The organism is Pseudomonas sp. S5F11 (assembly GCF_019641515.1).
In the GTDB taxonomy this organism is placed as follows: Bacteria; Pseudomonadota; Gammaproteobacteria; order Pseudomonadales; family Pseudomonadaceae; genus Aquipseudomonas; species Aquipseudomonas rhodesiae.
Genome location: NZ_JAIFJZ010000001.1, coordinates 1,433,119 through 1,459,375, shown reverse-complemented (window position 1 = coordinate 1,459,375; position 26,257 = coordinate 1,433,119). Strand labels below are relative to the sequence as shown.

The window sequence follows — 26,257 nt, the reverse complement described above, 5'->3', positions numbered from 1 at the left end:
ACATGCAAAAGTTAATAGTGACCGGCGCCGCCAATGGGATTGGTCGAGCGACGGTGGAGAAAGCCATTGAAGCCGGCTATTTCGTGATCGGCACCGACAAGGATGCCGCAGGCTTGAAGGCACTCACCCATCGCTATGGCGACGATGTACTGGACACCCAGGTCGCGGATTTCACCGACGACGCTGTGATCAAGCGCTTTATTCCCAAAATATATGCACGCCATCAGTCTATTTACGCCTTGGTCAACAATGCGGGGATCTATCACGGCAAAAGCATCTACGCCTATTCCGACGACGAAGTGGATGACATCCTCAGCGTCAACCTCAAAGCCTTGGTTTACCTGTCCAAGGACTTCGCCGAGCGGGAAATGCGCCATGAAGCTTCGCGCTGCATCGTCAATATCGCTTCGGTGGCCGGCGAGGTGGGCAGTTGCGATGCGCTGTATGGCGCCACCAAAGCGGCAGTGATCGGCCTTACCAAGGCTAACGCCTGGAATTTTGCACCCTTTGTGCGGGTGAACGCCGTGTCGCCAGCTCTGATCCACGACACCGCCATCTACGACCGCATTCCGACCTACCGGCGCGATGAATACGCGCGTCAGGAGATTCTCAAGCAACCCATCCTGCCCGGCGGCGTAGCGGAAATCATTCTGTTGGTGATCAGCGATGCCATGCGGCATATCACCGGCCGGGTCATCCCCGTCGACAATGGAGCCTACCCACGGTGAGCCCATCCACGCGCAAAAAAAAGCTGTTGCTGGTAGGCGCCGGCAACCTCTGCCTGCAGATCCTCAAACTGCTCGCGCCGAAGAATGCCTTCGAATTTGTGGTGCTGGGGCGCAATGAGGACGCCAACGTGCGTCTGTGCAACCTGGTGGCGCTGTCGTGTGCGCAGTTGGAGCAGTTCGTCGCGATCAGGCCGGTGATCGCGGATTTGACCGACATCGACCGCGTCGCCCAGGTGCTGCGGGACGAGGCACCGGACATACTCGTCAACTGCGCGTCGTTGCAGTCGTGGCGCGTCATCACGGCGTTGCCCAAGCGTTCGTTCGAACAACTCGACCAGGCGCAGTTCGGTCCCTGGTTGCCCATGCACCTGACGCTGATGCACAACCTGATGCGCGCGGTAAAAGCCTCAGGCATTGTCACCCGCACCGTAAATGCGGCTTTTCCCGATGCGGTCAACCCGATTCTCGCCAGGGTCGGCCTGGCGCCGGATATCGGCGTGGGCAACGTGGCCAACCTGATTCCGGCGGTGCGTTTTTCCATCGCGCGGTTGCTGGAGTGTTGCCCCGCCGATGTGCGGGTTCGCTTGTATGCCCAGCACTATTTCAGCCATTACGTCCCGCGCGCAGGGTTGCCGCCACGGGCTAATTACCGTCTGTTGTATGAGGTCCGCGACCAGCCGAATGTGGCGCGGTTGCCTGCCGAAGCGATTTTCTCGGCGGTCCGCTCCGAGTTCCGGCGTCGCGGTGGCGTGGACGGGCAGTTCCTCACCGCGTGTTCAGCGGCCACGGTAATCGAGGGGCTGTTTTCCAGTACGCCGGTGCTGGTGCATGCCCCTGGCCCGCTGGGGTTGCCGGGCGGTTACCCGGTGTGGTTGCACGAGGGGCGCATCGAGGTGCAGTTCTCCAACGCCTGCCCTCAGGACGACGCGGTGCGCATCAACACGATCTGTCAGAGCCAGGACGGCATCGACGAGATCCATTGCGACGGTTCGGTCACCTTCAACCCGCAGTGCATGGCCGTGATGCAGGCGATGCTGGGCTACTCGAAGAAAAACATGTCCATCGAACAATCCGCCGAGTTCGCCCGCGAGTTGGCGAGCAAGTACGCGGCGTTCAAAGCACTCAACCTGGCAGGTGCGTGATGAACCAGATGCCCAAGCAGCCGAATGGCCCCATCGCCCGTTATTCCACGCAGTACTCGGCGGATTTTGTCGAGCGCTGGGACGAGTTGATCGATTGGGAAAAACGCAAGGCGGGGGAGAGCGGGTTCTTTGAAAACCTGTTGCGCAACCACGGCGTGCAGTCGGTAATCGACGTCTCGACCGGCAGCGGCTTCCACGCGGTACAGCTTAAGCAGGCCGGGTTCGACGTAGTCGCCACCGACGGCAGCCCCACCATGCTGACCAAGGCGCGCGCGAACTTCCGCCGGTACGGCTTGGCGATCCCCTCCCATCATCGCGACTGGCGTGCCCTCGACCCGCAGGAACTGGGGCAGTTCGACGCCGTGGTGTGCCTGGGCAGTTCGTTGTGCCATGTGTTCGAAGCCAGCGAACGCCTGGACGTCCTGCAAACCTTCCGGGCGTTGCTCAAGCCGGGCGGCCTGCTGGTGGTGGATCAACGCAATTTCTTCGCCATTCGCGCCGGTCATTTCAAATCCAGCGGCCACTACTATTACTGCGGCACCCACGTGTCAGTGAGCCTGGGCGAGGTCAACGCGCACCTGTGCGAGTTCATCTACCGCTTTGACAACGCCGAGCAATACCGGCTGCAGGTCTACCCGCTGCTGCCCGGCGAGTTGACCCAGGAGGTGCTGGCCTGTGGGTTTTCGGAGCATGCCAGCTACGGCGATTTCCAGGCCGATTACGACATGATGCAGTGTGACTTTGTCATCCACACCGCGCTCGCCGCGTGAGGGGCGCTATGAATACGCTTGTGCAAGGCAACGCCCGGCCCCTCGATAGCGGGGTGCTGGCGATAGTGCTCACGGGGTTCGTGGCCAGCACTTATGGGTTCGGCGTTTACCTGTTCGCCAACCTGGTGGTGGACATGCGTCGCGACCTCGGCTTCGACTACACCACAGTGGGCTTGATCACCGGTGGCGCGCAGATCGGCTTTCTGCTGTTTTCATCGGTCACCAGCGTAATCAGCCGCTATGTCGCAGGCTGGAAGATCAGCCTGGCGTCCACCGTGATGACGTCCTTGGCGCTGCTGGGGCTGAGTGTCAGCGACACGATCTGGCTCTCCGGCGCGCTATTGATTCTGCTCGGCGGCTGTTCGGCGTCGGTGTACATCCCGCTGGCGGAGATCGTCACCAAAGGCTTCAGCGCCGGCCTGCGCTCACGAGTCATGGGCTTGATTTCCAGCGGCACCAGCTACGGCGTATTTATCAACGGGTTATTGGTGTCGTTTCTGACGATGCACGGCGGCTGGCGCGGGATTTGGCTGACTGCCGGGCTGATCTCGCTGACGCTATGCGTGGTGGCCTGGTACCTGTTACGCAACCTGGCGACGAGCGAGGAGGGCGAGGCAGCCGGGGAGCCCGGGCAGACGTCTGACCGCCACGCGCCCTGGCTGAGCCGTTCGTTGTACCTGACGTGGGGCATCGCCTTTCTTAATGGCATGGCGTTGCTGCCGTTCCAGACCTACCTGGCGCCCTACCTGCGCGACGAATTGGGGGTGTCGGTGCAAGACACCGGTTTTATCTGGACCACCCTCGGCGCCGTGGGCATGGCCTCGGGCTTTCTGCTGGGGTGGCTGGCCGACAAAGCGGGCGTGCGCACCTCCCTGGCTCTGTGTTTCCTTAGTGCCGGGGTGGCTGCAACGCTGATGTTTACGTTCAATAACCTGCCGTCGTTCTACCTGGCGGCGTTTTTATTTGCGCTGGCGTTTTATCCGATCTTCGGGCTGGTGCCCAGTTACATCGGGCAAATCGTGCCGGTCAGCCGGCTGACCCAGGCGTTCGGCATCGCCAATGTGCTGATCGGCTTGGGTGGGGTGTGCGGCAATTTCCTGGGAGGCTGGTCGAGGGACCTCAGCGGCTCGTTTTCCCACGTCTACTGGGTGGTGGCGCTGCTGCTGTTCGGGCAATACGCAATGGTGTTGCTGTTGGGTAAGCGGGAGTAGCGGTGCCTGCAACCTGGAAAAACGCGGTACTCTGCGTGCTTGCAGCGAGGCCGTATTTTCCCAGGAGCAGGCATGTCGCATTTTACTGGCTCTGCGAACTCGATCCGCCTGATTGGTGGCGCCCTGGTATTGGACTTTATCAATACCACCAACGGACGACGCCCTGGCACGACGCTCAAGGTGATGGAGGAACGGCTCACCAGCTTTCCATTCTTCTTTGAATGGGCGCTGCACGCGTCGTTGGTCTCGACCCATGAGTTTGAACATTACAAGCCCATGGTGTTTGAGTGGCCTATTGCCTATCAGCCGAACCTGGAGGCGGTGATTGCCTTCAGAGAATGCCTATACGCGGTGTTTTACCCGCTGGCGCTGCACCAGCCCATTCCCGATGCGGCGTTGGCGCAGATCAATCTGACTTTCCAGCAAGGTGTGGCCTGGCGCGAGCTTCGGGCGGTCGACGGTCAACCTGCCTGGGTCTGGAAGCCCTGTACGTCGGCCCAGGAACTGACCACGATGCTGCTCGGGCGCCTGGCGATCGACGCCACGCAATGGTTGGTACCCGGGGCGCTGCAGGGTTTGAAGTGCTGCGGCGCCCATGACTGCGATTGGATATTTCTGGATATTTCTAAGAACAAGCAGCGCAGATGGTGCCAGATGAGCGTGTGCGGCAGCCGGGAAAAATCCAGTCGACTCAAGCACGGCAGGCCGCCTTAGTCGTCGCGCGGTCAATCACGACGGGTAGCAATTGCTCCACTTAATAGGAAGCATTACTATTCACGCCCCGCCTACCCAGTGCCTTCGCGATGATCCCTCAGCCGCCCCGCAGAACAGGCTTTTTCGAGCACTATGAAGAGCTGATCGGGACCTGGACGCGTCGCTTGAGAAACCGTCAGCAGGCCGAAGATCTGGCCCACGACACCTTCGTACGGGTGCTGGAGTCCAGTTCCGCCGATGTGCAGCAACCGCGTGCCTATCTGCATCAAACTGCGCGCAACATTGCGGTGGACGCCTATCGTCGCGACGACCGCCGCGACGCCGCATCAGTCGATGCCTTCGTTCAATGCTCACCCCACGCCGGCGATCCGGAGCATGTCATGCACGCGATCCAGTTGGCGGACTCCATCGAGCGGGCACTGGCCGAATTGCCGCTCAACTGTCGGCGGATCTTCATTTGGCAGAAAATCGAGGGGCTCACCCAACAGGAAATCGCCGAACGCCTGGGTTTGTCTAAAAACATGGTGGAAAAGTATATGATCCGCACGCTGCGGCATCTGCGCGACCGCCTGGACGCGCCGACACCATGACTCGTATCGAAACAGGATCTTCCGCGATGGACAACCGTGCCCGTGATGAGGCCGCGCAGTGGTTCGCGCGCGTGCAGGACGGCGAACTGAGCCCCGAGCAAGCCCGACGGTTCGAGGCTTGGCGCGCGGAACATCCAACCCATCAATACGAATTCGACGTGCTGCAAGGCCTGTGGCTGGCCGCCGACCTGCTGCCCGAGGCGCGCTGGCAGGCGTTGTGCGAAGCGCCGGCCGAACGGCCTCGCAAGCCTGCGCTGTGGCGTTACGCGGTGGCGGCCAGCGTCGTCGCGGTCGCCGTGGGCCTGGGCTTGTTCAGCGGGCTCGATCATTCCAAGGTCTACCGGGCCGAATTCAGCACGCGTCTTGGGGAGCATCGCCAAGTGGCCTTGCCGGACGGTTCGCTGATCGACCTCAACAGCCGTAGCGTGGTTGCGGTGACATACGAAAACGCCCGGCGCGGCGTTGAACTCAAACAGGGCGAGGCGATGTTCAGCGTCGAACACGACAGCAGCCGCCCCTTTGTGGTGGCCGCCGGGGCGGGGCAGGTCACGGTCACCGGCACCCGCTTCGATGTGCGCCGCGATGACGACCAGACTCGCGTCGCGGTCGAGGCGGGCACGGTGCAGGTCCAGGGGCGTGTGGCGGAGCAGCGGGTCACCTTGACCGCCGGTCGTGGCACCCATGTGGACCGCCAAGGCGAGGTGGCGACGGCTTACGCGGTAAACGCCGAGGAGCTGACGGCCTGGCGTACCGGCAAATTGGTGTTCAACAACGCCACACTGAGCGACGTGGCCCGGGAAGTGTCGCGCTACCGCGAGCAACCATTGCGGGTCAGCGCGCCCGCCGTCGCCAACCTGCGCCTGACCAGCGTATTCAAGGCCAACGACACCGACGCCTTGCTCAAGGCTTTGCCGCGCATCCTGCCGGTGGCTTTGCGTACGTTGCCGGACGGTAGCCAGGAAATTATTTCGCGCTGACATTCAGGTTTTTTCCCCGTTCGTCGTCTTCTCCTGCAACTGCAACTGGTTTGCATTAACGGCCGCATACTTTTGCGATCACAGGACAAGGTTCGACGTGAAAAAAATCGCCTTCCACAACAATAAAATCCGCCGCTGGGTGCCCTTGGCCCTGGCGCTCGCCGTCAGCGCCTCGGCCAATGCCGACGACGCAATTCACATCCAGGCCCAACCCTTGGGCGCGGCCCTGAGCCAACTCGGCCAGCAGACGTCCCTGCAAGTATTCTTCAGCCCCGAGCTGGTTGCCGGTAAACGCGCGCCTGCGGTGGACGGCAACCTCAGTGCCGAGCAAGCCTTGCGCCAATTGCTGCAAGGCAGCGGTCTGGACTACCAGATCGACGCCGGTTCGGTGACCCTGCGCCCGCAAACCAGCGGCAGCGGTGAAGCCGGCTCGCCGATTGAGTTGGGCGCCACCGATATCCGGGTCGTCGGCGACTGGCTCGGCGACGCCAATGCCGAAGTGGTGCAGAACCATCCTGGCGCTCGCACGGTTGTCCGCCGCGAAGCCATGGTGGAGCAGGGCGCGATGAATGTCGGCGATGTGCTGCGACGGGTGCCCGGCGTGCAGGTGCAGGAGGCCAACGGCACCGGTGGCAGCGATATTTCCCTCAACGTCGGCGTGCGTGGGCTGACGTCCCGTTTGTCGCCACGCTCCACCGTCCTGATCGACGGTGTGCCAGCCGCGTTCGCGCCTTATGGCCAGCCGCAGTTGTCGATGGCGCCGATTTCCGCCGGCAACCTGGACAGCATCGATGTGGTGCGTGGCGCCGGTTCCGTGCGCTACGGTCCGCAGAACGTCGGTGGCGTGATCAACTTTGTAACCCGGGCGATCCCCGACACGTTCTCCGGCGAAGTCGGCACCACCCTGCAAACCTCCGCCCATGGCGGCTGGAAGCATATCGAGAACGCCTTTATCGGCGGCACGGCCGACAACGGTATCGGCGCTGCGCTGTTGTATTCCGGGGTCAACGGCAACGGTTATCGCAACAGCAACAATGGCAATGATATCGATGACGTGATCCTCAAAACCCATTGGGCGCCGACCGATCAAGACGACTTCTCGTTGAACTTCCACTATTACGATGCCAGCGCCGACATGCCCGGCGGCCTGACCCAACAGCAGTTCGACGCCAACCCGTACCAGTCGGTGCGCGATTGGGACAACTTCAGTGGCCGCCGCAAGGATATGTCCTTCAAGTACATCCGTCAGATCGACGACCGCACTCAGGCCGAAGTGCTGACCTATTACGCCGACAGTTTCCGAGGCAGCAACATCGCCAACCGCGACCTGAAAACCATCAGTTCCTACCCGCGTACCTACTACACCTTCGGTATCGAGCCGCGTGTGTCCCATGTGTTCGACCTAGGGCCTAGCACCCAGGAAGTCAGCGTGGGTTATCGCTACCTCAAAGAAGGCATGCACGAGCAAGCCACCAGCCTCAACCTGGTCAACAACGTGCCGACACCTGGCGGGCAGAGCGACGGTCATGTCTACCAGGACCGCACTGGTGGCACCGAGGCCAATGCGTTCTATATCGATAACAAAGTCGATATCGGCAAGTGGACGATTACCCCGGGCATTCGCTTCGAAAATATTCGCACCGAATGGCATGACCGCCCGGTGATCGCCCTGAACGGCACGCGCACCCCGGAAAAACGCCGCGAAGTGCATAACAATGAACCCCTACCGGCCCTAAGCGTGATGTACCACGTCTCTGATGCCTGGAAACTGTTCGCCAACTACGAAACGTCGTTCGGCAGCCTGCAGTACTTCCAACTGGGGCAGGGTGGCACCGGCAATCAGACGGCCAACGGCCTGAACCCGGAAAAAGCCAAGACCTATGAAATCGGCACGCGCTACAACGACAGCGTGTGGGGTGGCGAAGTGACGCTGTTCTACATCGACTTCGCCGATGAGCTGCAATACGTCAGCAACGATGTGGGCTGGACCAATCTCGGCGCCACCAAGCACGCCGGTGTCGAAGCGTCAGCGCATTACGACCTGGCCAATCTGGACCCGCGCCTGGAAGGCCTGACCGCCAATGCCGGGTTCACCTACACGAAGGCCACCTCCGAGGGCGATGTGCCCTTCAAGGGGCGCGATCTGCCGTTGTACTCCCGCGAAGTGGCGACCCTGGGGCTGCGCTACGACATCAATCGCTGGACCCATAACCTGGACGTCTATGCCCAGTCTGGCCAGCGTGCCCCCGGCACCACCAGCACTTACGTGACTCAAGGCACGGCCGATGGCCAGTTCGGCGATATTCCGGGCTACGTTTCGGTCAACCTGCGCAGCGGCTATGACTTCGGCCCATCCTTGTCGAACCTGAAGTTGGGCGCGGGGGTGAAAAACGTGTTTGACCAGCAGCACTACACGCGCTCCAGCGACAACAACGCCGGACTGTACCTGGGCGAACCGCGTACGTTCTTTGTACAGGCCAGCGTCGGGTTCTGATCCTCGAACGCTTGGGAAATATCGCAGCTCAACAAGGGGCTGCGATTTTTTTTGCCCGTTTCCTACAGGTGTAGCGTGCATCTGGTTGTCCGATCAGGAACCGAATCCGACATCCCCGCCACAGATGGGCTAGCTGCCGCGCTTCGACGCGCCGTCGCAGTGGCAGGCTGAATATCACGCCCCCTTGTGTTGGAGAACATTATGTCGGTATCGACACTTGATAAATCCTTGTCTGCTTCGCCTTCCCATGACCGTTTACAGGACAGTCCCAAAACCGACGTCAAGGCTCGTCGCCCGGCGCCTGAGGCCCTGTCCTTTTCGGACCGCAACATGGCCAACGTCAGTTTCTCTTCGCGAGAAAACAAGGCCGGTCCCGTTTTTGGTGATCCGCAGACGCCGACGGAGCGCCATTATCCTGCGTCTCCCGCCATGCACCACAGCGTGACGGCCATGCGTCCAGGCTTTATGGACCCGTTCCGACACTGGATGCACACTTGCTTCGGTTGGCCTCGGCCGCCACACCGTCCGTGCTCGGGTAATCCTCCGCCACGGCCGCAGCCTGGTTGCGGTAACCCGCCGCCACGCCCAGACCCCACCATCGGTAAACCCTACCCCACGTGGCCGGGCCGGCCTGATTCGGAGTACTCGCTCAAGAGCAATGAACAATTGGCAACGCAGCTGCGCCGTAATTTCAAAGCTTTCATGGACCCTAAAAATCCCGGTTTCGTGAGCATCGACAGCATTCAGACGATGGCCAAAAAAGGTTGGTCCCCGTTTTCCAGCGTCAACGATAACATTCGCCTGGCCAAGGAAATGCTGCGCCGTCCAGAACTGCTGAGCGCCCTCGACCGGCACAGCTCCACCGGCGCACTGGACGGTCTAATCGATCGGCAAAACGTGGACCTGGTCATCGGTGGCAAAAATTACTTCAAATATAAATCCGATAAAGAGTTGGTCGGGGAGCTCCTCAAGCACTTCAACGAATTGAAAGACGGGCCATGGTCTAGGGACATCAATATCCAGGATTTGAGAAACCTGGCGCGAGAGCCTTTGACTGGCGATTCTTCTAGAGACCATCTGGTGCAGTTGGCGCAGGAACTGCTCAAGCGTAACGATCTGGTCACAAGGCTGGATGACCTAGCGAGCCGAGAGTCTGACGAGCGAATCAATCTGCTCGCGCTTTTTATGCTGCGCTCTTGACTGAGCGGCACCGCAACCCGGTTGCGGTGCCTGCCACCGTTTTGTAAGGAACTGATTACGTTGATATGCCACATAGGAAGTACCTGCCGGAGTTGATCAAACCGGCTGATTTTCGGGCTCCGAGCCAGGGCAAACACAATGACTTCGACCTCGTTTCAATCACCTCATCACGGTTTTCACGAACCGTTTCGCAGCCTCCACGATGGCGATCCTGTTCGGTCAGCAGGTGCCTTGGCATCGCCGGACTTGCAGATGTCACCTGCCCTGTATGCCGCCCAAGCACGTCGCATGAAAGCCTTTGCCGGCCAGCGAAAGTTTCAGGCGCCGGTTGCCGATGATTTCTCCCGGGGCATGCTCGCGGCCGGGCAGGCTTCGAATGATGGCATCAAGTCACTCAAGCTCCCAGGGCTGTTCGAGGGCCTGGCCGCTTGGTGGCGCCGCAGGCTCGATTGAATCCGCCGGATGGCGATGTACTTCTGGCCCAGTGGTTACAAACGCTCAAATTTTACCGAGCGCGACTCGCCTGTCCTGCTGGAACCAGGGTTTTCCGAGCACCACTCACTCTTGGCCTGTTGAGTCAGGTGCGCAGCGATCGACCCGATAAGGTTTGGTCCGCGGAATCTAACTATGCTGGAGAAAAAAAATGGCTGACTGGCTGAATAATTTGAGGCAAGTAGCGCCTGGGCCGAATCTGAGCACAGGCAGTGGTCATGCGCATTGCGCAGTCGCTGAGCGCGCGCAGGGCACGTCACTTCCCCCTCAAGAGAGTCAGTTGCTTGATAGTCGATTTCGGAGCAATGGACAGGAGCATTTTGACGCTCGAGACTCATATTCAGGCGGTTCGCAGGTAGGCAACCCGTATGCCCGCTCGGACGACCAAGTGTTGGCGACCCAACTGAACAACGTTTTTCCCATGCTCGGTGATTTCAAGAAGAATGGTCGCCTGACTCTGGGCTCCTTGGAGGCGATTGCGAAAGAGGATCCCAAGGAAAGCAAGGCGCTTGAGCGCACGATCATGCTTGCGCGGGAGATACTCAGCCGCCCGCGGCTGGCCGACGCGATTGTTGCCAAGGGGGGCGAGATAACCTCGGCCAGTCTCGAAAAGGTCGCCAGTTATGCCACAGGCAACACCCATCCCAACACCCAGAGTGCCGACCCGTTTCATTCGAAGACCGACGCACAGGTGGTTCAGGCGTTCAGAGGGATGTTCGATGACTTGCGGGACCCATCGCAAGACTCCAATTTCTTTTTTGAAAAGCACCGCTACGTCAAGAAAGACAAGCTTATCGAGATGAGCAAGGACCCCGACGAAACAGACAAACACGGGCAGGTAGTACGCGACGCGGCCACCGGCTTTCCCAAGAAAAAATACAGCGAGCTGCAGGTCTACATGGCCAAAAACCTGGTGGAGCGGCCAGGTTTGCTGGCATCGCTGGACAGCACCAAGGCCAATGGCACCAACCTGTTCGGTAGCCACAACAATGGCTCGTTGAAGAACTACAGCATTGACCGTTGGTTGAAAAACGACAAGGAAGAAAAGGGACGATAAGGCCCCTGGCTACCTATGAGCTTCTCGATCCAACGCGCAAGCTCATGTCGTTCACACCCGCAGTATTTTTCCGCTGATTGCCACTGCCACCAGCAATATTCCAATCACCAGAAAGGCCGTGGCCAGGCTGCTGCCATGGGCGATGAAGCCGATGGCAGCAGGCCCGGTCAGAATGCCGGCATACCCCAACGTGGTTATGGCCGGCACGGCAATGTGTTCGGGCATGACCTTCTGTTGCCCAACGGCGGTGTAGAGCACCGGCACAATATTCGAGCATCCCGCCCCCACCAATGCGTAGCCGAGCAATGCGACCTCCCAGGCAGAAGACAAGGTGGCGAGGAAGATACCGCTGGCGGCCAGCACACCACCCACAATAATCACCTTCTTCGCGCCCAAGCGCCGCACGATGGCATCGCCGGTCAGGCGCCCGGCCGTCATGGTCAGGGCGAAGGCTGCATAGCCCAGGCCGGCGTAGGCCTCGTCCAGGCCGCGTTCGGCGCTCAGGAACACCGCGCTCCAATCCAACACCGCGCCTTCGGCCAGAAACACGATAAAGCACAGACAGCCGATAAACAGCACTACGCCATGGGGCACCGCAAACGCCGGTCCTGAACTTTCGCTGCCATAAGGCAATAAATGCGGCCCAGCCTTGAGCAGCGCCGCGAGCGTGATCACGATCACCACCAGCGTCGCCTGCAGCGGTGTCAGCCCCATTCCCAGCAAACCAGCAACGCCTGCCGCGCCGACAATCCCGCCCAGGCTGAACAAACCGTGAAACCCGGACATCATGGTTTTGCCGCTGGCCCGTTCGACGATCACCGCCTGCAGGTTCACTGTAGAATCCACGGTGCCCAGCCCGGCGCCAAACAGAAACAACCCGACGATCAATAACGGGATCGAGCTGACCGTGGCCAGCAGCGGCAAGGCCAGGCAGATCATGATCGTGCCGGCCGTGAGTACACGTCGACAGCCAAACCGCGATGCCAGCGCACCCGCCGCCGGCATCGCGATGATCGAACCCACCCCCAGGCACAACAGCAGCAGGCCCAGGGTGCCCTCACTCAGTTCCGCGCGGGCCTTGGCGTACGGCACCAGCGGCGCCCAGGCGGCAATGCCGAAACCGGCGATAAAAAAGGCGATGCGGGTCGACATTTGCTCCAGTCGCCCGGGAACCACGGGCGCTGAGGTGGGGATGGCTGTCATGAAAAGTCCTTGGTTTTGCGTTCAACGAACGATGTCCGGCGCGACATCCTTGCATATCAGGCCCTCGCGAGCGAGCTGGGTTCCCCGATCAGCATTGAGCGTGAATTTTCTTTTTACAAACCTGGAACGCAATCGGTGATGAACGCCACACAGGTGTTGTCGCTTCTGTAGGAGGCGTTCTGGAAGGTGTGTAATCCCCGCACAAGGTGATGAACCCCGGGCTTTGCGCGGTGGCTTACCACCCTCCAGGCCGCTTCGCACAAATGCGCCGTTCTGTAATACGCTGCTGTTCCCCTAAGTCGGAAACCGGACAACAGCATGACTCAGTTCTACGATGCCCGAGGCAATGTGTATGGCGTGGTCAGCCCGGCAGCGCTCCGGCGTCAGGGCGTTCAGCTACCCGACGACCCCGTCCAGGCCGCGCGTACGCGCAAAACCTGGGCCGCCTTGGCCATCGCGTCCGAATGCGGTTGGGGTTCACTGCCGCGTCCAACGGATGCCAAAGACCATCGGTGCGATGGCTTGCTGGTCGGCCCGTTTCAGAACGAGCCGCCATTTGACCTGTTGATCGTTAACACCGACGGTTCCCTGGCTGAGCGCAGTGGCAATGGTTTGACGATTTTTGCCCAGGCACTCACGGATCAGGGCTTGATGACCGACACATGTGAGTTGCGCGTGCACCATGACCAGCCTGACGGGTACTCGCCTGTGGCCACGCACATCGCCCCCGCCGTGCATGACCACACCGCAGGGTTCTGGTTGACCCTGGGCGTGCCCGAGTTCGGGCCATCGGCGGTTGGCGCGCAAGGGGTAGAGCCGGTGCTGCTCGGTGACGCTGAACTGAGCCAGGTGGACGCGCTTGCGGCCATCAATCCGAATTGGACCCACAGTCAGTTCGTGCGCGTGGGCAACCCCCATTGCGTGACCTTGGTCGATCGCATTGCCGACCTGCCGGACAACGGGACAATGCAGCAACCTTCCTTGTTCGGTCCCCTACAGGCCATTGCCTTCGCCCCGCCGATCGGTGGCGGGCAGCCGTGCATGGCTGGAGTTAATTTGCAGTGGGCCGCCAGGCTCCCCGGCAATCGTATGGCGGCGCGAGTCTTTGAGCGAGGTGAAGGCCCCACGGCGTCCTCTGGAACCAGCGCCAGTGCGGTGGCCTGTGCGGCATGGCGAGCGGGCTGGGTAGAGGCTGGCGACGTCGCAGTGGTCATGCCGGGTGGTACTGCGCCAGTGCGCTTGCAAACTCAAGACCATGGGTTGCTGAGCGTCAGTCTGTTCGGGGCTGCACGGCGCCAGGTCTGAGGGTTTCATTGCGCTGACGTCTATAAGTGGGCGTCAGTTTTTTCTTGATTAATTAACTTGTTTTCTTAAGTTGGCGTAGGCCCTTTCGTGCACTTCGGAAGTGGTACTTTGTCGCGATTTATTATTTTGTAAAAGACACTTCCATTACCGCCGTACGAAACTTCTTTTTTATTTCCCAACGGTCGATTTTTGCCTGAAATCGCTAAGCTTCAGGGCTCTGGCTCAAGCTCTTTCGCCAGGTTCTCGACGTTCAGTGGCGGGGTTTCAGTCCACTGATCAATTCAGCTGGGTCATAACCAAAGCGGGTAACAACGGATGGTTAACGCATTTGTTTCTTCAAGTTTTAAATTGATTCTCCCAGGCGTAAATACCGACTTTCAGGTGCTGGCGTTCAACGGTCAGGAGGTACTGGATCAACCGTTTTTCATTCAAGTGCAAGTGACCAGCGAAAACCCGTCGCTGGAGCTTGAGGCATTGCTGCACCAGCCCGCCTACCTGGATTTCGGCGACGCTGATCAAGGCCTGCACGGTCAGGTATACGCCGTCGGTCGCGATGACCCTGGCCGCCGATTGACCCGCTATCACCTCACCTTGGCGCCGCGTCTGGCCTGTCTGGCCCATCGCTGCGATCAACGGATTTTCCAGCAACGCAGCGTGCCCCAGATCATCGCCGCGGTGCTTGAGCATCACGGCATCCTGGCCGATGCCTACCGGTTCGAATTGGGCCCGGTGATCTATCCGCCGCGTACGTTCTGTGTGCAGTACGCGGAGACCGACCTGCATTTCATCCAGCGGCTGTGCGAGGAGGAGGGGATTCATTACCACTTCCGCCACAGCGAGCATGCCCATGTGCTGGTATTCGGTGATGACCAGACGGTATTTCGACGTCTACCCACGCAACATTATTCGGCCAGCGGAGGGCCCGAGGCGCCGACGCGGGTTATCCAGCGGTTCGATGTGCGCCTGTCCACCCGCAGTCGGCAAACAGTGCGGCGCGACTATGACTTTGAACATCCTTCTCTGCGCTTGCAGGACAGCGCAAGTATCGAGCCCGCGCACCGGCTTGAGGACTACCGTTATCCAGGAGGATTTACCGGCCATGTCCGCGGTGCGCAACTGGCGCGTCGCGGTCTGGAGCGCCATCACAGCGACCGGCATCGTGTCTTGGGCAGGAGTGATCAGCCGGTCCTGCGCAGTGGGCACTTTCTAGAGTTGCAGGATCATCCGGACCCGTCCTGCAACGATCTGTGGCTGATCACCTCGGTCCGTCATGAAGGCTATCAACCTCAAGTGCTGGAAGAAGCCGTCGTTGAGTCCGAGGGGTTTCAGGGTTACCGCAATCGTTTCACCGCGATCCCCTGGCGTTCGACGTATCGACCTCCGCTCAAGCATCCCAAGCCCACCATCAACGGCAGCCAGACCGCTACCGTGACCGGGCCGGCGGGGGAGGACGTGCATTGCGACGACTATGGCCGGGTCAAAGTGCGTTTTCACTGGGACCGTCTGGATAAGCGCGATGACAAAAGCAGTGGTTGGGTGCGGGTGGCATCGGGTTGGGCTGGGGATGGATTCGGCGCCACGATGATCCCGCGGGTGGGCATGGAGGTGGTGGTGACCTTTCTGGAGGGCGACCCGGACCAGCCCTTGATCACCGGCTGTGTGCCCAATGCGCTGCACATGCCTACCTACCCCTTGCCGCAGCACAAAACCCGCAGCGTCCTGCGTAGCCGTAGTTCCCCGGGCGGCGGCGGCTTCAATGAAGTATTCGTGGAGGACCGGCGTGGCGATGAGCTCATTTATCTGCGTGCTCAACGGGATCTGGAGCAACGGGTTGGTCATGACAGCCGCCTGGAGGTGGCGGGCGAGCGGCACGAAACCATTCGGGGCTTGAGTTCGACTCGCCTGGAACACGAAGCGCATCAGCACATCGCCGGCGACCGAAAGGTTGTGTTGCAGGCCAATGACCACCTGCGTGTGCACGGCAGCCGCCAAGTCCATCTTGACCAAAACCTGGTCATTGAAGCCGGTCAAGAAATTCATCTCAAGGCAGGGGCCAGCCTGATCATCGATGCGGGGGCTCAGTTGAGCTTCAAGGCGGGGGGTGAACATCTGGTGATTCAGGCCGGCGGCATTTTCAGCAGTCGACCCGTTGTGGTGGGTGGCATCCCTGCCATCACGCGATCGGCCGCGCCGTTGGCGCCGGGTGAGGATGTCGCAGCACCGCTCGCTCGGGTTGACGGTCCGAAGATGTCCCCTACCCAGGGGATGATCATGAGCCTGGCCAAGCAGTTGGGCGCGGATTTTTGCCCGGTGTGCAAAGGCTGTGGCGAGGGCGTGTGCGATATCAACGGGAGGGCGGCGTGATGGATAACCTGGCTCACCATTGGATGGTTCGCCAACAGCAGGCGGGGCTGCGATTGTGCCTGGTGCTGGATGGCACAAATGAGGCGTGCCAGTCGTTGTTGGCGGTGCGCAGCGTGTCGCAGTATTGCCGCTTCTACGCCCAGACCTCATTGGCGGATTTGGCCGCAGAAGGGCCTGTAGTCCTGCTGCTCGATCATGTCGGCGAGCCCGCGCTGCTCAGCCTTCTACGAACCCCGCAGATGAACTGGGGTTGGCTCGGCAGTGTGGCAAGCGCGGAGCTGTCGAACCTCGCACAGCACTGGCGAGACAGGCTACTGGTAGGGCCGCAGGGGGATCAGGCGCTGTACCGCTTTTATGACAACCGCACCCTTGCGCGGGCCCTCGACCATTTGGCGCCGGAGCAGTGGCCGCCATACCTCGGTCCACTGATCAGCGTGTGCTATTGGCATGAGCAGCGCTGGCATAGCGCCGACAACGCGGCGCCCGGCGAGTACCCAGTACCCGAGCCTGCGCCGTGGCTCAGTACGCCCAACCCGCAAGCCGACGCCATTCTGCACGCTAACATCCTGCGTTACCTGCTCGCCGAACACAGCGAGGACCTGGCGGCACTGTTCGAATTTCAAGACCCGAAAGTCTGGCTTGCCCAGGTGTTGGAACAGGCGCGTGCCTGGCAATGGAACCGGCCGGAACAGCTGGAATTCCTCGTGGTACGGCGCTTGGAAGAAGCCACTCGCGCCAGCAAGGTGCACTGGCCGCCCATGGCCGGAGAATTACCTGAAGACCACTTTCAACGGGTGGTGAAGCAATGGCGCTCAATGGAAAAAGCCGATGAGTAAACGAAGATGGTGCGCACTGTTGGCGCTGAGTATGAGCGGGCTAGTGGGCTGCACGATGAAACCGCTGGACAGCTTTACGCTGGAAGTGGATTTGCCGGCGGACTTTGAACTTAAAACCGCAGCCAACTACGGGCCCGCGACGGGCGAAACCTGCACTCTACCCAGGCGTCGAGGTAAACGGCCCGAGCGGAAGGTTTTTTTTACCGACTACAAATCTGTGGCCAGTCGAGTGAGCTATGAGCTGCCGTTGGGTGAAAGGGTAGAGGGGTGTCCGTTGGTGTTGCGCAGTGTGGAGTTGGGTTTTACTGCGAAGTGGGGAGCGAGGAGTACGGATATCGGGATGGACAGTGGCGTCATTGGTGTACGAGATTGGTTAGAGGGAAACGCCCCTGGTATGCCTGACTCGGGTATTCAGGAACTGCGAGGGGAATGCCAGTGGCTATTTCGGACGGCAGGTTCGCAGCACGCAATTATAAAAATTCTTAAATGCAACGAGTTGGATGCCAATCATCAACTGCTGCAGACGCGACCTGGAGGCATGGTTCAACGAGATCATTTAGCGGGAAGAACACTGAGGCTGGGAATGACGCTTACTGATAAAGAGTTGCCAGCGATTGGCGACAACTGGGTCGCTGTACCTGGCGGTTGGAAGCGGTGCAGGGGGGTTAACTTCGAAGATCGTTATGCTTTCTGCAATGGTGATTCCACTCACTTCAAACCTATCAAGATGCCGGATGGCCGCACATGTGATGTGTATCCATCTTGCAATTAACCAAGGAGCTGGTCATGAGTCTGGATGCACGGAAGCAACCATTTTTTAATAACAGCAGACCTGCCTGCCCGTTGCGAGGTGACTGGGTGAGCTTTCGTTTGGTCGATGAGCTCGGAGTAGGAAGCGGCTATGGCGGATTGCCCTACACATTGCACGACAGCGCAGGGCAAAGATACGAAGGCAGGCTCGATGTCGACGGATTCGCCAAACTGGAAGATATTTATTGCGGCCCCGTGGTACTTATTTTCGACACTCTCTATACCGGCGTTGATCAGCTGTATCGGCGGTTAACAGCGCGAAGCAGTTATCCGTTGCCTATTACCGAACTTCAGTTTCGGGCGGAACATACTCGATTCGCCACGCCTGATGGTAGCTGTACTGAAAATAACCCTGCTCGACAGCCGGCGACTAAGTTTTATCAAGTTGAGGTACGCGATTTAGTCCGCCACGTTGCTCATTTACCCCCGATAGCCCCTCGTACTAATCAACCGCAACGCCATGCTCTGAAAATGCTGGCTGAGCTGGGATTCGGCGTACCTGAGCCGACATTGGCGGGAGTCGTGCTGCTTCCCAACAATCACACGGTGCTGGAAGTGCGACCGCTGCGCGCTTTACGCCCAGCTCTCTCAAGTGAAGACAGCTTTAGTGCATTGAATCTGTATCAGCTGTCGTTGATCGCAGCTTTGAGTTATTGCGATTTTGGTCAGGAGCCTCCTGTAAAACCCACGGATCAAGTCCATTTTCCACAGAGTCCAAGTGTGGGCAATCTATTTGCCGAACAGCTTTCCTGCTGCGTGGAAGCCTGGAAAATTGATCCAGAACAGGTACAGCGTTTTTACCCGCTTTATGAAGAGGTGCCTTATTCGCGACGGTTTGAAATCCTTCCTTTCGATCCGCAGTTGTATCCACAAAATCGTCCCGAACTCGGTAAAGAACAGGAGCACCCCGCGAGTTTGCACTTTTTTGATGACGAAAAATTCGGTACCGATACTCAAGCGTTCATTACTCATCACGACGAGGTGATCTTGATTTCCGTGCGAGGGACGTTCAGTAGCGCCGATGCAGTGCGGGACGCAAACGCCCACCAAGTGCCTTTCGCGGATGGTATCGGCAAGGCACATGAAGGTTTTTATCAGGCTTACCGGGCGATGCGCGATTTTGTGCTGAGCTATCTCAGTCAGTTTCATATAGGGCAGCGAGTGGTCATTTGCGGTCACAGTCTGGGCGGCGCCATTGCATTGCTGCTGGCAGAGGGTTTACGCCGTATTCCTGATCGCGACTACAACATCCTCCTCTACACCTACGGCGCTCCCCGCGCCGCCGATTCCGAATTCGTCGCCGGTGCATCCGCTCTGGTCCATCACCGTATCGTCAACCATAACGATCCGGTCCCCAGCGTTCCGGCGCCGTGGATGAACACTACCGCCAAACTGTGGGTTCCCGGTGCGGTCACCTTGTTCAGCGCGCCCACGCCGGGCGGGCTGTTGTTCGCGGCCGGTCTGGTGCGCGTCGGTGGCAATCCTTATCAACACCATGGCGAACAACAGCATTTCATGCCGATCACACTGCCCGACGGCACCCCGTCCTCGGTGTTATGGAAGCCCGGTTGTGAGTCCATTCAGGAGGCCGGGGTCAACCGTGCATTGAAACTGCATGGCGACACGCCCCTGCGTGAGAATTTCTTGAGGCAACTGTTCCAGGCGAGTCAGCACTTCATGACCGCCAGCTATATCCCGGCCGCCTGGGCCACATTACGGCGTTGGCAGCAGGCCTTGGACAGTCAGGGTTCGCTGGTGACCCAGCGCGAGTACGAGCTGGTGGATCGGGCGCTGGAAACCATGCGTCAGCAATTGCGCGACAAGCGGAGTGAGCTGGACCGCAGGCCTGTGCCAAATGGGCGCAGCCATGTCCCCGAACACTATCATCAGGCCCTCAATGCCGAGATCGACCGCTTGCACACTAGCCGTCGACGCCTGGAGAGCCTGCGCTGGCGTCGCCTGGAGGCACGCGATGTGTACGGCAGCCATGCGCAGTCCGTGCACCTGCAAGGCTGCCTAAACCGTTGGTTCAGCCATCGTGAAAACCGCGAGTCACCGCCAGTGGCCAGCATCCCCGCAGCGGCGCCCAGCGAGCGGGGCAGGGCACAGCCACTGGATATCGACTCGATTGTCTGAAGCGCCGGCTTACATGAACGCGACCTGGGCCGGCTGGCGCTTCATCAATACTTTGCCGTTGCGGATCGAGTAGAGCGGCAGGCCCTGGCTGCGGATTACCTCGTAGTCGCTGTCTGCCGAGAGGATCAACAAGTTGGCGGGGCGCCCGGTTTCCAGGCCGTAGCGCTCGCCCAGGGCCATCGCCTTGGCGCTGTTGTCGGTGACCAGGTCCAGAGCACTTTGCAGGTTGCGATAGCCGAGCATGTGGCAGATATGCAGACCGGCTTCCAGCACGCGTAGGATGTTGCCGTTGCCCAGGGGGTACCAGGGATCGACGATGGAGTCCTGGCCAAAGCACACGTTCATGCCGGCCTCCAGTAACTCGTTCACTCGGGTCACACCCCGGCGCTTCGGAAAGCTATCGAAGCGCCCTTGTAGATGGATGCTCTCGGTGGGGCAGGAAACGAAGCTGATGCCGGAATGCCCCAGCAGGCGAAAGAGTTTGGCGCAGTAGGCGTTGTCGTAGGAGCCCATGGCGGTGGTGTGGCTGGCGGTGACGCGGGCGCCCATGTCGCGGCTGCGGGCTTCTTCGGCAAGCACTTCAAGAAAACGTGAGTGCGGGTCATCGGTTTCGTCGCAGTGCACGTCCACCAGGCAGCCGGTGCGTTCGGCCAGGTCCATCAGGAACTTCACCGAACTCACGCCCTGGTCGCGGGTGTATTCGAAGTGCGGAATGCCGCCGACCACATCGGCACCCAGACGGATGGCTTCCTCCATCAATTCGCGGCCGTTGGCGTAGGACTCGATGCCCTCTTGGGGAAACGCCACGATCTGCAGATCGATCAGGTGTGCGCTTTCCTCGCGCACCTGCAACATGGCCTTGAGCGCCGTGAGCTGCGGGTCGGTGACGTCGACGTGGGTGCGTACATGCTGGATGCCGTGGGCGGCCAGGGCTTGGATGGTTTGTTTGGCGCGGGTGCGGGTGTCTTCCTGGGTGATCGTGGCTTTGCGTTCGCCCCAGCATTCGATGCCTTCGAACAGGGTGCCGCTCATGTTCCAGCGTGGCTCGCCGGCGGTGAGGGTGGCATCGAGGTGGATGTGCGGCTCGACAAAGGGCGGGATCACCAGGTTGCCGGCAGCGTCCAGATCATCGGCCCCCAGGGATGGCACGTTGGTTTGTGCGGTGATGCTGGCGATCCGGCCGTTTTCCAGGTGCAGATCATGCAGGCCTTCACGGTGGCGCAGGCGAGCGTTGATGATGTGCATGGGCAAGTTCCTCTTGGCTTAAAACAATCAGGCAGATAGCCGCCAGATCATCAGGGCGATACCGATGTCCAGGCGGTCATAGGCGTTGTCCAGCGTCAACCCGCACAGGGCTTCGATGCGCTGGATTCGGTGTGTCAGGGTGTTGCGATGTACGGCCAGGCGCTGGGCGGCGGCCATCAGATTACCATTCTCGTGAAACCAAGCTTCCAAGGTCGGCATCAAGCTGGGGCCGTGCTGCAAGTCGTGACGCATCAAAGGGCCCAGGCGCTCCTTGAGGAATTGGTCGAGCAGCGCGCGATCACGCACCCCGCTGAGCAACTTGAGCACTCCCAGTTCGTCGTACACGCACAGCCCGGCGCGCTCGCGGAAGCGTCGCGCGGCGGCCAGGGCCTGACGCGCTTCATCCTGGGCCTGGGCCAGGCGGGCCGCCGGGTGCGCGGCGGCGCTCAGGCCGATAAACAACTTGAGCGGGGCCAGGCGCAGGTTCAATGGGCTCAACCACTGCGCCAGTTGATGGCGGTTGGCCAAGGCGGCCACAGCGTCCGGTGCCGGCAGCAGCAGGGTCCATTGCCCGGCGCGACCCAGGATCGGTACGGTCGGCGACCACTGGCGCAAACGCCGACCGATCGCGTCGTGTTGCCCCGTTAGGTGCGCCTCCACCTGCGCCGCATCGCCCTGGGCAAACAGCGCTTCACTGCCCTCCAACTGCAACTGCACGACCTGCCAGTGCCCCGTCAGCGGCATGCCCAATTGCGCGGCGCGGTGCAGCAGGATGTCCAGGGACTGATAATCACCGGCCAGCAAGCGCTCCAGCACATCGTGCCGCGAGCGTCCCAATTGCTCGGATTGGATCAGCGCCGAGCCGATGGCTTGGGTCACCAGCACCATCTTCAGCGAATAGGGCTGCTCGATCAGCGGCATACCGGCAGCCGCGGCGGCGTCCAGCACGCGCGGGGGGATGGCCTGGATATAGGTCGGCCCGGTGAGCACCACCAGCCCGGCAACCTGGCGCTGACAGGCCTCCTCTAGCAGTTGCAGCAGGTTGGCCTCATCGCGGGGATGGTTGATACCGGTGACAAACACCAGCTCACCGCCCAGCACCCATTCGGCGATCCCGCTGTTTTCCGCCACATAGGGCCAGCGCACGGGGTTATCCAGGCCCGTCTGGCCGGCACGCAAGATCAGGGATTCCAAACCCGGCAGCGCCAGCACATCGGCGACGGTCAAGCTCATGCCTGGACGTCAGCCAATGGCGCACGTACCCGCAGGAGGGCGCTCAATATGATGTAGGTCAGCGATGCCGCGACAATCCCTACCAGCGGCGCTACCCACGGCGAGTTGAAGGCCAGCACAGTGCCCACCGCGTAGGCGAGGAGCCCCGGCCAGTTGAACGCGGGCAAGCGTGTTTGCGCCAGGCGTGGGTATTGACCACGGTAGCGGTAGAAGAAGTCCGCCATGATCACCCCTCCGATCGGCGGGATCACCGTGCCTAGCAGGATCAGGTACGGCACCAGCATGTCGTACATGCCCAGCAGCGCCAGCAGGGTGCCGATCACCGCGCCGGCGAGGGTCACGGTCTTGCGGCGTTTGGTGCGCAGCAAATTGCAGCCGGCCACCGCGAAGTTATAGATGGTGTTGTCCTGGGTGCTCCAGATATTGAGCAGCAGCATCGCCATCGCAGCCATGGCAAAACCTTGCAACAGCAACACTTCCACCACATCCGGCTGTTGATAGACGATGGCGCCATAAGCACCGATCAGCACCATCAACCCATTGCCGACAAAGAAACCAATCAGGCTGGCCAGCACCGCCACCTTGGCCGAGCGGGAAAACCGCGTCCAATTGGTAGCCTGGGTCGCGCCGCTGACAAAGGTGCCGAACACCAGAGTAATGGCCGTGGACAGATCGAGTTGACCGGTTGGCACCACCGCCAGCAACCCTTGCAGTCCGCCGACTTTCACCGTAGCCACCCACATCGACAACACCAGCAGGATGCCCATGGCCGGCACTGCGATGTACGACAGGATCTCCAGCCCGCGATAGCCCACGTAGGCGGTGGCGCAGAACACCAGGCCGAACAGCACCATCAACACCAGCACGCTGCCCTGGCTCAGTTCGAAATACTTGCCGAGCACCACGGCGGCGGTGGCGGTGCCCCAGGCGTACCAGCCGATCTGGGTAAAACCGAGGATCAGGTCGCTGAGCTTGCTACCCACCTCGCCAAAGCAGAAACGCCCCATCAACACCGAGTTCAAACCGCTCTTGAAGGCGATATAGCCCAGGCCTGCGGCGTAAATACCCAATAGCAGGTTACCGAGGGCCACTACACCGAGCATCTCGGTGAAACTGAACGCCACCCCCAATTTGCCGCCGGCAAACATGGTTGCGGTAAAAAAAGTGAAGCCCAGCAGCACCATGGCGGTGGACGCCAGGCCTTTACGTGCATGCATCGGGACTTCGCTCAAGGGGTAGTCATTGCCGGATTCTTGCTGCGTCATGTGCCTTGCTCCCTGAATGAGTGACGCAGGCCCATTGCACCACGCGTGCCAAGCCGACAGCAGTGGTGGACGCACGGCGCCGGTTGTGCAGCATGCACAATTTTGCGCGCCAAACAGGAGGGCTAAGCTCAAAGCACTGTTCGCCATGCCCAGTAGGGCACGAAAGCGGTGCAGGGGTGATACAAAATGGATCAGTCGAACAAGGTCTGTGTGGTCTCGCCGCGATGAAACGCAAACGCCGCCTGCAGATCGCTTTCGATGGTGCGCCCACGGGACAATGGCGGCAGGTCGTCCAGGCTGAAAAAGCCCACCTCAGTGGTTTCGACACCAGCTACCGGCGCTGACTGATCGATGGGCTCACACAGGAAATACAACTTGTAGAAGTCCCGCACATCCGGCCGATACAAGCCTTTGGCTTTGTGCGTCACGCTGTACAGCGCCCGCGCCATTACTGTCAGCCCGGCCTCTTCATAAATCTCCTTGATGATGTTTTCCGACGCCGACAGGCCAATATCGGCATAACCCCCCGGTAGCGCCCAGCAACCGTCGGTGGCTTCGCGCACCAGTAAAATCCGGTCCCCCTCGATGACGGCACCGCGCACGTCAATCATCGGCGTCGAATAGCGCTGGGCGAAATCCGGCACCAGACCGGTGATGCGCTCAAGGGGCACATCGCCCAGCTGCGCAAGCATGCTGTGGGCGATCCGGGCGATTTCTTCCAGGCGTTCGCGCTCGAAATCATCGGTGCAAAAATGCAACCCCGTGGACGCCAACGCTTGCAGGCGCTTGGCCTGGGCCAGCCACGTGTTCTCCATTGCATTCTCCTTGATTGCAGGCAAAAGGGCTGGCTGAAAGGGTGCAACGCCAGGCACAAAAAAACCACCGCAAGGGTGGTTTTTTTACCGCGCCGGTTTATTCGCCGCGGTAGATGCAGCCGCTGGTGCAGGTTTCGTGGATACGGATCGCGCTCAGCTCAGGCAGCAACGGTTTGAGTTCATTCCAGATCCACTTGGCCAGCACTTCGCTGGTGGGGTTTTCCAGGCCGGGAATGTCGTTGAGGTAGTTGTGGTCCAGACGTTCGTAGAGCGGCTTGAAAATCGCCTTGATCTCCGAAAAGTCGCGAATCCAACCGGTATGGGGATCCAGGTCGCCACTCAGGTGGATCGCCACCTTGAACGAATGCCCATGCAGGCGCCCGCATTTATGGCCGTCCGGCACGTGCGGCAGGCGGTGGGCGGACTCGAAGGTAAATTCTTTGAAGATTTCCACAGTGTTTTAAGCTCGGTCAGTATCTGGCAGGCGGCGAGTTTAACAGCTTGCTCCCTCGCCGCGCATACCGCTGGGTCACAGCACCTGCAAGCGTTCGCCCAGGCCGCCGTTGTCGGCCAACTGCAGAAACTCGTCCCCCAGCCGCCGGCTCTCGCTCATCGCGGTTTGCCAGTACTTGTGGCGGCTCGGGTCGTCGCCCATAAAGCGTTTGAAGTCGCTGCGGTCCGGCAGTTTGCCGTGGGGCAGGCGCGCCAGGTAGTCCCTTGAGGGCGCGAGCAGTAACACGTCCTGCAAGCCCTGAGGGTTGCTGCGCCGCCACGGCAGGCCCTTGTCGAACCAGCCGGGGATGACCCGGTCGGTGAAGTGCGGGTACAGCACGATGTCGTCGCCGTGGTAGGGCAGGTCGAGGTGGTAGTCCAGCAGGCCGCCGTCGCGGTAGGTGCCTTGGCCCGCGCCGGGCAGGTCGCGTACGCCTTGCATCACCATGGGGATCGAGCCCGACGCCAGCAGCGCCTGGCGCAGGTTGCCCACTTCCAGTTCGAGGAAGCGCGATGGGAAGTCCTTGAGCGGATGCACCGGCGGCGGCTGGCGCGGGTCGTGGACGATCAGGCGTTCGAAGTGCCGCGACAGACGTGCGCGACCGCGCAGGTTGTCGGCAATCACCGACGACAGGCCCAGGCCCAGGCGTCCGCGATGGTCATCGGCGAGCAGGCCGTGGCTTTTGACCACCATGATGTTGAGTCGGTAGTCGGGGTTGTCCAGCACCCGCGCATCCCGGCCGGCCAGCAGGTCGTCGAGCATGCGCACGCAGCTTTGGCTGACTTGGGCCATGGTCACGCCTTTGGCGAAATGTTGCGCGTTGTACAGGCGACCGAGGTCCAGCAGGCCCTGCACCGGGTCGGGCAGGCATGCGCTGGCAAAGCGCCAGGAGCCGATGGACGCGCCGATCAGCGCGCGCTGCCGTGGCGCACGCGGCAGCCAGTCGCCGAACAGCGCCAGGTCCAGACCCTGGATGCCCAGGGCCTTGGGCCCGCCGGCCGCGCCGGGAAGAATGCCGACATCCGCCGGCTTTAGGCCCTGCTCACGAATACGTGCCAACGCGCGCGTGCCGGCCTTGAGGGTCAGCGCGGGGAATTTGATGTGGATGGCTGTCATACCGATCTCTGTTGAAGCGGGGTGTAGGAGCACGCGTGCTCGCGAAAAACGTTAACCATAC

General features: G+C 60.6%; 23 protein-coding genes. 16 read left to right on the top strand and 7 right to left on the bottom strand.

The features are described from left to right. The first annotated feature begins 2 nt into the window (after positions 1–2). From K1567_RS06270 to K1567_RS06220, 11 genes are all read left to right on the top strand, one after another. Positions 3–728 carry an SDR family NAD(P)-dependent oxidoreductase gene (locus tag K1567_RS06270; RefSeq protein ID WP_034096825.1) on the top strand — a complete coding sequence of 242 codons (726 nt, stop codon included), beginning with the start codon at positions 3–5 and terminating at the stop codon, positions 726–728. Beyond that, positions 725–1,870, top strand: coding sequence for a hypothetical protein (locus K1567_RS06265; RefSeq protein ID WP_169868884.1), 1,146 nt, complete (start codon positions 725–727; stop codon positions 1,868–1,870). The genes K1567_RS06270 and K1567_RS06265 overlap by 4 nt, the downstream gene beginning before the upstream one ends. Next, a complete protein-coding gene (locus K1567_RS06260; protein WP_034096827.1) occupies positions 1,870–2,640 on the top strand; it encodes a bifunctional 2-polyprenyl-6-hydroxyphenol methylase/3-demethylubiquinol 3-O-methyltransferase UbiG in 771 nt (256 codons plus the stop codon). Before K1567_RS06265 ends, K1567_RS06260 begins: the two co-directional genes overlap by 1 nt. An 8-nt stretch (positions 2,641–2,648) precedes the next feature. Next, positions 2,649–3,851: a nitrate/nitrite transporter gene (locus tag K1567_RS06255; RefSeq protein ID WP_220698261.1), complete on the top strand. Its 1,203-nt coding sequence runs from the start codon at positions 2,649–2,651 to the stop codon at positions 3,849–3,851. A 72-nt stretch (positions 3,852–3,923) separates the two neighbouring features. Further along, positions 3,924–4,565, top strand: a complete 642-nt coding sequence (locus K1567_RS06250) for a CGNR zinc finger domain-containing protein (protein ID WP_034112851.1) — start codon at positions 3,924–3,926, stop codon at positions 4,563–4,565. A gap of 89 nt (positions 4,566–4,654) precedes the next feature. After that, on the top strand, positions 4,655–5,155 hold the full coding sequence (locus tag K1567_RS06245; protein ID WP_034096830.1) for a sigma-70 family RNA polymerase sigma factor: 501 nt from the start codon (positions 4,655–4,657) through the stop codon (positions 5,153–5,155). A gap of 26 nt (positions 5,156–5,181) precedes the next feature. Then, complete coding sequence (locus K1567_RS06240; protein WP_034112903.1) at positions 5,182–6,132, top strand: FecR family protein; 951 nt, start codon at positions 5,182–5,184, stop codon at positions 6,130–6,132. A gap of 97 nt (positions 6,133–6,229) precedes the next feature. Further along, entirely contained in the window at positions 6,230–8,626 is a 2,397-nt protein-coding gene (locus tag K1567_RS06235; protein ID WP_220698260.1) for a TonB-dependent receptor, read from the top strand. Between the two features lie 201 nt (positions 8,627–8,827). Next, on the top strand, positions 8,828–9,826 hold the full coding sequence (locus K1567_RS06230) for a type III secretion effector protein (RefSeq protein ID WP_034096833.1): 999 nt from the start codon (positions 8,828–8,830) through the stop codon (positions 9,824–9,826). Positions 9,827–10,078: 252 nt separating this feature from the next. Next, positions 10,079–10,279: a type III secretion effector protein gene (locus K1567_RS06225; RefSeq protein WP_232925227.1), complete on the top strand. Its 201-nt coding sequence runs from the start codon at positions 10,079–10,081 to the stop codon at positions 10,277–10,279. A 190-nt stretch (positions 10,280–10,469) separates the two neighbouring features. Further along, positions 10,470–11,375 carry a hypothetical protein gene (locus K1567_RS06220; RefSeq protein ID WP_236238711.1) on the top strand — a complete coding sequence of 302 codons (906 nt, stop codon included), beginning with the start codon at positions 10,470–10,472 and terminating at the stop codon, positions 11,373–11,375. A gap of 51 nt (positions 11,376–11,426) precedes the next feature. Here K1567_RS06220 and K1567_RS06215 read toward each other — a convergent pair whose 3' ends face one another. Further along, entirely contained in the window at positions 11,427–12,578 is a 1,152-nt protein-coding gene (locus tag K1567_RS06215; RefSeq protein ID WP_034112856.1) for an MFS transporter, read from the bottom strand. Between the two features lie 318 nt (positions 12,579–12,896). On the opposite strand from K1567_RS06215, the gene K1567_RS06210 reads away from it, so the two are divergent. The 5 genes from K1567_RS06210 to K1567_RS06190 all read left to right on the top strand — a co-directional run bounded on the left by K1567_RS06210 (position 12,897) and on the right by K1567_RS06190 (position 20,029). Next, entirely contained in the window at positions 12,897–13,883 is a 987-nt protein-coding gene (locus K1567_RS06210) for a DeoR family transcriptional regulator (protein ID WP_047882783.1), read from the top strand. 315 nt (positions 13,884–14,198) lie between these two features. Next, on the top strand, positions 14,199–16,247 hold the full coding sequence (locus tag K1567_RS06205; RefSeq protein ID WP_220698259.1) for a type VI secretion system tip protein VgrG: 2,049 nt from the start codon (positions 14,199–14,201) through the stop codon (positions 16,245–16,247). After that, positions 16,247–17,083 (top strand): DUF4123 domain-containing protein, encoded by an 837-nt coding sequence (locus K1567_RS06200; protein WP_034096837.1) that lies wholly within the window; start codon positions 16,247–16,249, stop codon positions 17,081–17,083. Before K1567_RS06205 ends, K1567_RS06200 begins: the two co-directional genes overlap by 1 nt. Then, on the top strand, positions 17,076–17,855 hold the full coding sequence (locus K1567_RS06195; protein ID WP_034112861.1) for a hypothetical protein: 780 nt from the start codon (positions 17,076–17,078) through the stop codon (positions 17,853–17,855). Before K1567_RS06200 ends, K1567_RS06195 begins: the two co-directional genes overlap by 8 nt. A gap of 14 nt (positions 17,856–17,869) precedes the next feature. Continuing rightward, positions 17,870–20,029, top strand: a complete 2,160-nt coding sequence (locus K1567_RS06190; protein ID WP_169868933.1) for a lipase family protein — start codon at positions 17,870–17,872, stop codon at positions 20,027–20,029. 9 nt (positions 20,030–20,038) lie between these two features. On the opposite strand, the gene codA is transcribed toward K1567_RS06190, so the two are convergent. From codA to K1567_RS06160, 6 genes are all read right to left on the bottom strand, one after another. Then, positions 20,039–21,274 carry a cytosine deaminase gene (codA, locus tag K1567_RS06185; RefSeq protein WP_169868892.1) on the bottom strand — a complete coding sequence of 412 codons (1,236 nt, stop codon included), beginning with the start codon at positions 21,272–21,274 and terminating at the stop codon, positions 20,039–20,041. A gap of 27 nt (positions 21,275–21,301) precedes the next feature. Continuing rightward, the gene (locus K1567_RS06180; protein WP_169868893.1) at positions 21,302–22,507 is read right to left on the bottom strand and encodes a PucR family transcriptional regulator; all 1,206 of its coding nucleotides are present in this window, start codon (positions 22,505–22,507) and stop codon (positions 21,302–21,304) included. Beyond that, on the bottom strand, positions 22,504–23,772 hold the full coding sequence (codB, locus tag K1567_RS06175) for a cytosine permease (protein ID WP_034096842.1): 1,269 nt from the start codon (positions 23,770–23,772) through the stop codon (positions 22,504–22,506). The genes K1567_RS06180 and codB overlap by 4 nt, the downstream gene beginning before the upstream one ends. A gap of 191 nt (positions 23,773–23,963) precedes the next feature. Continuing rightward, positions 23,964–24,587: an NUDIX hydrolase gene (locus tag K1567_RS06170; RefSeq protein WP_034112870.1), complete on the bottom strand. Its 624-nt coding sequence runs from the start codon at positions 24,585–24,587 to the stop codon at positions 23,964–23,966. A 97-nt stretch (positions 24,588–24,684) separates the two neighbouring features. Next, positions 24,685–25,041: a 6-carboxytetrahydropterin synthase QueD gene (gene queD / locus K1567_RS06165; RefSeq protein WP_003173033.1), complete on the bottom strand. Its 357-nt coding sequence runs from the start codon at positions 25,039–25,041 to the stop codon at positions 24,685–24,687. A gap of 75 nt (positions 25,042–25,116) precedes the next feature. After that, complete coding sequence (locus K1567_RS06160) at positions 25,117–26,196, bottom strand: patatin-like phospholipase family protein (protein WP_169869103.1); 1,080 nt, start codon at positions 26,194–26,196, stop codon at positions 25,117–25,119. Between the last annotated feature and the right edge of the window lie 61 nt (positions 26,197–26,257).